This window comes from Mycobacterium sp. (genome assembly GCF_019247615.1).
Classification (GTDB): domain Bacteria; phylum Actinomycetota; class Actinomycetes; order Mycobacteriales; family Mycobacteriaceae; genus Mycobacterium.
In genome coordinates this window covers 1-5517 of the sequence record NZ_JAFBAT010000267.1, presented here as the reverse complement: position 1 = coordinate 5517, position 5517 = coordinate 1, and the positions used below count along the sequence as shown (strand labels likewise).

Here is a 5517-nt window from a genome sequence, read left to right as displayed (position 1 = left end):
TCGCGCCGTCCGCGGAGGCGTCGGTCGTCTATCTCGATGGTGAGCTCTATGTCACCGGACGGATTCCCGATCTGGTGACCGTCGAGGGCCGTAACCACTATCCCCAAGACATCGAGGCCACCGTCGCGGAAGCCTCCCCAATGGTGCGTCGCGGTTATGTGACCGTGTTCTCGGTGCCGGGCGATGAACTGCCGGACCGCGAGACATCGACTCCCGACCCCGGCCCGCGACTGGTCGTCATCGCCGAACGTGCCGCGGGCACCAGCCGCGACGACCCGCAGCCGGCTATCGAGGCGATCCGGTCCGCGGTGTCGCGCCGGCATTCCGTGACCGTCTCCGACGTTCGCTTCCTTCCGGCAGGCGCCATCCCGCGCACCACCAGCGGCAAGTTGGCCCGCAGGGCTTGCCGAGCGCAGTACCTCGGTGGCAGCTAGCAACCGGCAATGCTGGTCGCCGGCCGCCGAGGGCACCGGTAACCGGTGAGTGATGGCATCCTGGCCCTGTGGGTTTGCTATTCCGGGTGGCGGAGCTGCTGATCATGGTCCTGCCGCTGGCGGGTCTGATCATCGCCGGGGTACGAGCATTCTCCGCGCACAGACGACGCACCGAGGAACCGCAGGACGCCGACCGGACCATCGCGGACGCGGGAACCGTGTCCGGCCCAGCGATCAATAACCAAGCGGCTCAATGGCGTTCGTTGAGACGAGTCATCGAGGAGCACAGCCGAACCGACGCACGCTGGCTGGAGTACGAACTCGACTTCGCCAAGCTGCTCGACTTCCCGCTGATGACCGACATGCGCGATCCCCTCACGATCGGCTTCCATCGGGCCAAGCTGCGGGCAGACTTCCTGCGTCCTGTCAAAGCAGAAGATCTTCTCGACGACCGGGAGGCCGCGGCGCAGTATCGGACGGCCGTCGAGGACTACGTCACCGCGTTCAACATCGCCGAGGCCGAGGCCATGCGCAGACGTCGCAGCGACTTCTCGCAAGAGGATCAGCAGCGGATCGCGCGGGCTCAGGGCCTGTTGCGCCTGGCGTCGGACTCCGCGGCGGCGCCGCAGGAACGCCAGCAGGCCTTCGACGTGGCCCGCAAGGAGCTCGACGGCATCATCGTGTTGCCGTCCACAACTCAGGCCAGCATCGAGCGCGGGATCTCCGGTCAGCTGGAGGGCTGACGAATCCCCGCTCGGCCGTAACCGCTCGAACGTGCTGCCTATCGTCCGCCTGTTACACCGGCCACGTGCCGGTGGGTATGCGAACATTTGACCGCCTCATCGCGACTACTTCAGTCAACGGGGTTCCGGTCGCAAGATGCGGACCTCTCTGACGGCCGCGCAGCGTGCCCACACGCATGCGGCGCCTGTGATTACCGCCCTCGGAAATCGTGGGGGGAGAAGGAAACTCAACGTCCGCGCGGTGACTGCCAGTGGCATCCGTCAGGCGCGCGGGGCGGCTGTCGGCGAGGCACCGCCGCCCAGCCGAGAACGCCGCTGTAGCCCGACAGATACATCTCCCGGGGAAGCCGTTCTTGCGCGAATCGGGTCGTTGATATTGCTGCCGAAGCGGACCACGGAAAACATCACCATGACGAAGATGCGGCCCTCCCAGCGGGCATGAAAACCGGCTCATTCGAGCTCGCGCACGACGGTCCGAATAATTCGGTAGCACCCGAATCGCTCGCTCTGACACGCCTTAAAGGCTCATGTAGGCAGTTACGGTCCCCAAACCAGGAGGTCTTCCATTCCATTATTCATGGCGACAATGGTCAGCGGCGGACCCGTGACGTCGAAGTAAATCTTGCCGCTCGCTTGCGCGCCTTGGGGAATCGTGGCACCGCTGATCGTGTTCGGGCCCGCGGCCTGCCACAAGACCCGGTAGTTGACGCCAGTGTTGGTACGGGCATTGAACTGCGAGATTGCCGGGGTGACGGCGCCACGGACCGCTTTGACGGTAGCGGTGGCTTCCCAGAGTTGGCCGGCCACGGGATAGCCCGGAACGGTGTCGGCGCTGGATTTGAGATCGTTGACCATCCAAGTGAGTTGTACTTGACCAACGGAGTCGGTCATCGTCAACTCGCTGCCAAGTTTGCCGGCAATGGGGTAGGCGGCCGTGGCAATCGGCGCACCGGTCAGAGCAATGGCCGCGATGCCCACGACCGCTGCCGCTGTCATTATCATCGTGGTGATCTTCATTTGTGCTCCATTTACTCCGTGGGCGACTCCATGATCGACGCCACCCGTCGTAATGCATATCTTAATCCGCAAATTGACCGATGTCTGCCAAGAATTTCCTATTGAACCTCGGGCCGTAATTGCGGCGGACGCGGCAAACGGAGATTAATCAATTACTTCGAATCGATGTGCCACCATGATCAGATGACGACCCCACCCGGCCCGCCGGCCGCGGCGTCGCCGGCTCTCGCCGGGTACCCCGTCGCTCCGCCGCCACTTCCCGGTCGCGTCACCTTCGAGCAGCGGTGGGCCGACCTCACCTTCGTCCATTGGCCGGTGCGGCCCGCGAGCGTAGCAGGCCTGTTCCCCCGCGGAGTCCGGCCCGACGTTTTCGCCGACGGTCTCACCTACGTAGGTCTCATCCCGTTTGCGCTGACCAGCACCAAAGTCGGTGTCACGCTTCCGTTGCCGTATTTCGGCAGCTTCCCGGAGACGAACGTGCGGCTGTATTCGACCGACGACGCCGGGCGCCACGGCGTTCTGTTCAGATCGCTGGAAACGGCTCGCCTGGCCGCCGTACCGGTCATCCGGATGGCGTTAGGCGTTCCCTATAACTGGTCGAGGATGCGGATCACGCGACACGGCGACCACATCACCTATGACAGTGTGCGCCGCCGGCCCCGGCGGGGCCCGCGCAGCCGGCTCAAGGTCACCATCGGTGATCCGGTCCAACCGACACCACTGGAGATCTGGCTCACCGCCCGGTGGTGCGCGCACACCCGCAAGGCCGGCCGCACGTGGTGGGTACCGATGACGCATGAGCCGTGGCCGTTGCGCGCGGCCGAGATCGTCGAGCTCAACGACGAACTGGTGAGCGCCGGCTCGGTTCAACCGGCGGGGGAGCGGCTGCGTGCACTCTTTTCTCCCGGCGTGCGATCGCGGTTCGGCCGGCCGTCCCCAGTCGCCTGACGGCAAGGTCAGGGGCAGGAGTATCCGCCGTCGATCACGATGTCGGAACCCGTCATGTAGCTGGAGGCGTCGCTGGCCAGATAAAGGTACAGACCGGTCAGCTCTTCGGGCCGACCCAAGCGGCCCATCGGTATTTTCGGTTCCCACCGGGCGTGGTATTCCGCATACGGCTCGACCAGCTCGGTGAGGATGTAGCCCGGGCTGACGCTGTTGACCCGGATTTTGTGCGGTGCGAACTCCACTGCCATGGCCTTCGTCAGGTGGATGACCGCCGCCTTGGAGGCGCAGTAATGGCCGACCTGCTGCGGGATGTTGATGATGTGGCCCGACATCGAGGCGGTGGTGATGATGACACCGCCTTGCCCCTGACGCACCATTGCCCGGGCCGCCGCCTGAGCGGTCAGGAACACGCCGGTCACATTCGTGTCGTGAATGCGCTGAAATTCGTCCGGTGGCATTTCGAGCATCGGGACAACCGAGATGATTCCCGCGTTGCACACGGCGATGTCGATGCCGCCCAACTCCGCGGTCATCCGGTCGAGCAGCCCGGTCACCTGGCCCGGTTGGGTCACGTCGCAACCAATGGGCACGACCCTGCCACCGGCCGCACCGAGGGCTCGTGCGGCCTCCTCCAATGCGTCGAAATGCCTTGCGGTGATGGCCACTTCGGCGCCGGCGTCCAGATATGCCCGCGCCACCTGCCTGCCGATACCGCTGGACGCCCCGGTCACCAGAGCCCTCTTGCCGCGCAAATCGAACAAGTCCAACACGTTCATCGTTCTAGTGTGTCCGCCATGGGCAAATTCACCAGAGCCGAAATCGAACAAGCCATGAGTCATTACGCAACCGTTGTGGAAGGGTGCAGCGCTTCGGGCGATTGGCGGCCCTTCGCCGATCTTTTCACCGAGGACGTCGTCTACACCGAGCACCACTACGGCGTCTTCCACGGCCGCGAGGCGGTGCGGGACTGGATCGTGGCGGTGATGGCCCCATTTCCGCACATGCGCTTCCCCGTCGGCTGGGTCGCGCACGACGAGGACAACGACGCCGTCGTCATGTTGGTCAAGAATCTGCTCGACCACCCGACCGACCCAAACGGTGAACCGTTCTGGTTCCCGAACTGGACCCGGCTCGTCTACGCGGGTAACGGCTTGTTCTCCAGCGAGGAAGATATCTACAACCCGGACCGCGACGCGCCGGGCGTCATCGCCGCCTGGATGCAGGCCGGCGGCCGGCTCTCCGCAACTGAGATTTTGCAGCCACCGGACCGGCTGCATCCGGCCCAAGAGGGCGATTCACCGTAAAGTGAAAAGGTGGCGTGAGGTCTACGACTTGAAGTCGGTGCTGGACCAGCTGGCGGCAAGCGATGGCGGGCGCTATCGATGTGCGGACTCAAACCGCGACTTGCCCAGCGGGTCTCCCGCGGCGGGAGCGACGCGCCGTCGCCGGCGCGACCGGACCGCCGCGAGCGCCTGCTCCCAGGCGAGCATGGTCGTAGCCTTCAGGTTCGCCGGCTTGGCGCTGTCCCGGGAAAGCAGCGCGGTGGCGGCGGCCTTCGTGGTCGCCGACGCCTTCGACATGTGCCCGGAGTCGAACGGCGGCTGGGGGTCGTACTCGATCGCCAGCTGGATCGCCTTGGCGCGGGCTTCCCCTGCGATTTGCCCCGCCAGCCACAGCGCGAGGTCGAGCCCCGCCGACACGCCGGCGCTGGTGACTACGTCATCCTGGCGGACGATCCGCTCGTCGGCGACGGGAATAGCACCGAAGGCCTTCAGCGCGGGTATGGCCAGCCAGTGCGACGTCGCGCGCCGGCCCTCGAGCAGGCCCGCGGCCGCCAGAATCACCGAGCCCGAACACACCGATGTCGTCCAGCTCGCCGCCCGGTGTGCCCGGCGCAGCCACTCCAGCAGCGCCTCGTCCCGCGCGTGTACCGGAGTCGACGGACCTCCCGGCACGAGAATGACATTGGGGGAGGGGGTTTCGGCCAGCGAGTGGGTGGCGCCGATGACCAGCACGCCCGAGTCGGCGGTGATCGGCCCCGGCTCGTGCCACACGAACCGCACGTCGGCTCCCGGCAGGTTCCGCAGCACCTCATACGGGCCGATCATGTCCAGCGCGGTGAAGCCGGGATAGGCGACGAATGCGATTTGGGTCACGGTCGTGTCCTCATCTACTCAGGCGAAGGCTTTCCGGTACTGGTCCGGCGAAATGCCGACCCGGCGAATGAAGTTGCGCCGCATGGTTTCCGCGCTGCCGAAGCCGCATCGGGCGGCGATCGCGACGACGGTGTCGTCGGTCTCCTCCAATTGCCGGCGCGCGGCTTCGGTGCGAATGCGTTCAACGTAGTGGCCGGGCGCCTCACCGACCTCGTCGGT

The 5517-nt window shown here is 65.6% G+C and carries 7 protein-coding genes and 1 pseudogene; 4 read left to right on the top strand and 4 right to left on the bottom strand.

Annotation, left to right across the window (positions count from 1 at the left end):
• Both JO059_RS18370 and JO059_RS18365 read left to right on the top strand, forming a co-directional pair.
• Positions 1–434: pseudogene (locus JO059_RS18370) on the top strand (fatty-acid--CoA ligase); the annotation flags it as partial.
• A gap of 68 nt (positions 435–502) precedes the next feature.
• On the top strand, positions 503–1177 hold the full coding sequence (locus JO059_RS18365) for a hypothetical protein (protein WP_293321254.1): 675 nt from the start codon (positions 503–505) through the stop codon (positions 1175–1177).
• A gap of 537 nt (positions 1178–1714) precedes the next feature.
• On the opposite strand, the gene JO059_RS18360 is transcribed toward JO059_RS18365, so the two are convergent.
• Positions 1715–2194, bottom strand: a complete 480-nt coding sequence (locus tag JO059_RS18360; RefSeq protein WP_293321252.1) for an MPT63 family protein — start codon at positions 2192–2194, stop codon at positions 1715–1717.
• Between the two features lie 183 nt (positions 2195–2377).
• Between JO059_RS18360 and JO059_RS18355 the strand changes: the two genes are divergently transcribed.
• Entirely contained in the window at positions 2378–3142 is a 765-nt protein-coding gene (locus tag JO059_RS18355) for a DUF2071 domain-containing protein (protein WP_293321250.1), read from the top strand.
• Between the two features lie 8 nt (positions 3143–3150).
• On the opposite strand, the gene JO059_RS18350 is transcribed toward JO059_RS18355, so the two are convergent.
• Complete coding sequence (locus JO059_RS18350) at positions 3151–3918, bottom strand: SDR family oxidoreductase (RefSeq protein WP_293321248.1); 768 nt, start codon at positions 3916–3918, stop codon at positions 3151–3153.
• Between the two features lie 18 nt (positions 3919–3936).
• On the opposite strand from JO059_RS18350, the gene JO059_RS18345 reads away from it, so the two are divergent.
• A complete protein-coding gene (locus JO059_RS18345; protein ID WP_293321246.1) occupies positions 3937–4446 on the top strand; it encodes a nuclear transport factor 2 family protein in 510 nt (169 codons plus the stop codon).
• Positions 4447–4518: 72 nt separating this feature from the next.
• Here JO059_RS18345 and JO059_RS18340 read toward each other — a convergent pair whose 3' ends face one another.
• Both JO059_RS18340 and JO059_RS18335 read right to left on the bottom strand, forming a co-directional pair.
• Positions 4519–5298, bottom strand: coding sequence for a DJ-1/PfpI family protein (locus tag JO059_RS18340; protein WP_293321244.1), 780 nt, complete (start codon positions 5296–5298; stop codon positions 4519–4521).
• Between the two features lie 18 nt (positions 5299–5316).
• On the bottom strand, positions 5317–5517 hold a 201-nt coding region (locus JO059_RS18335), incomplete at its 5' end, for a helix-turn-helix domain-containing protein (protein ID WP_293321242.1).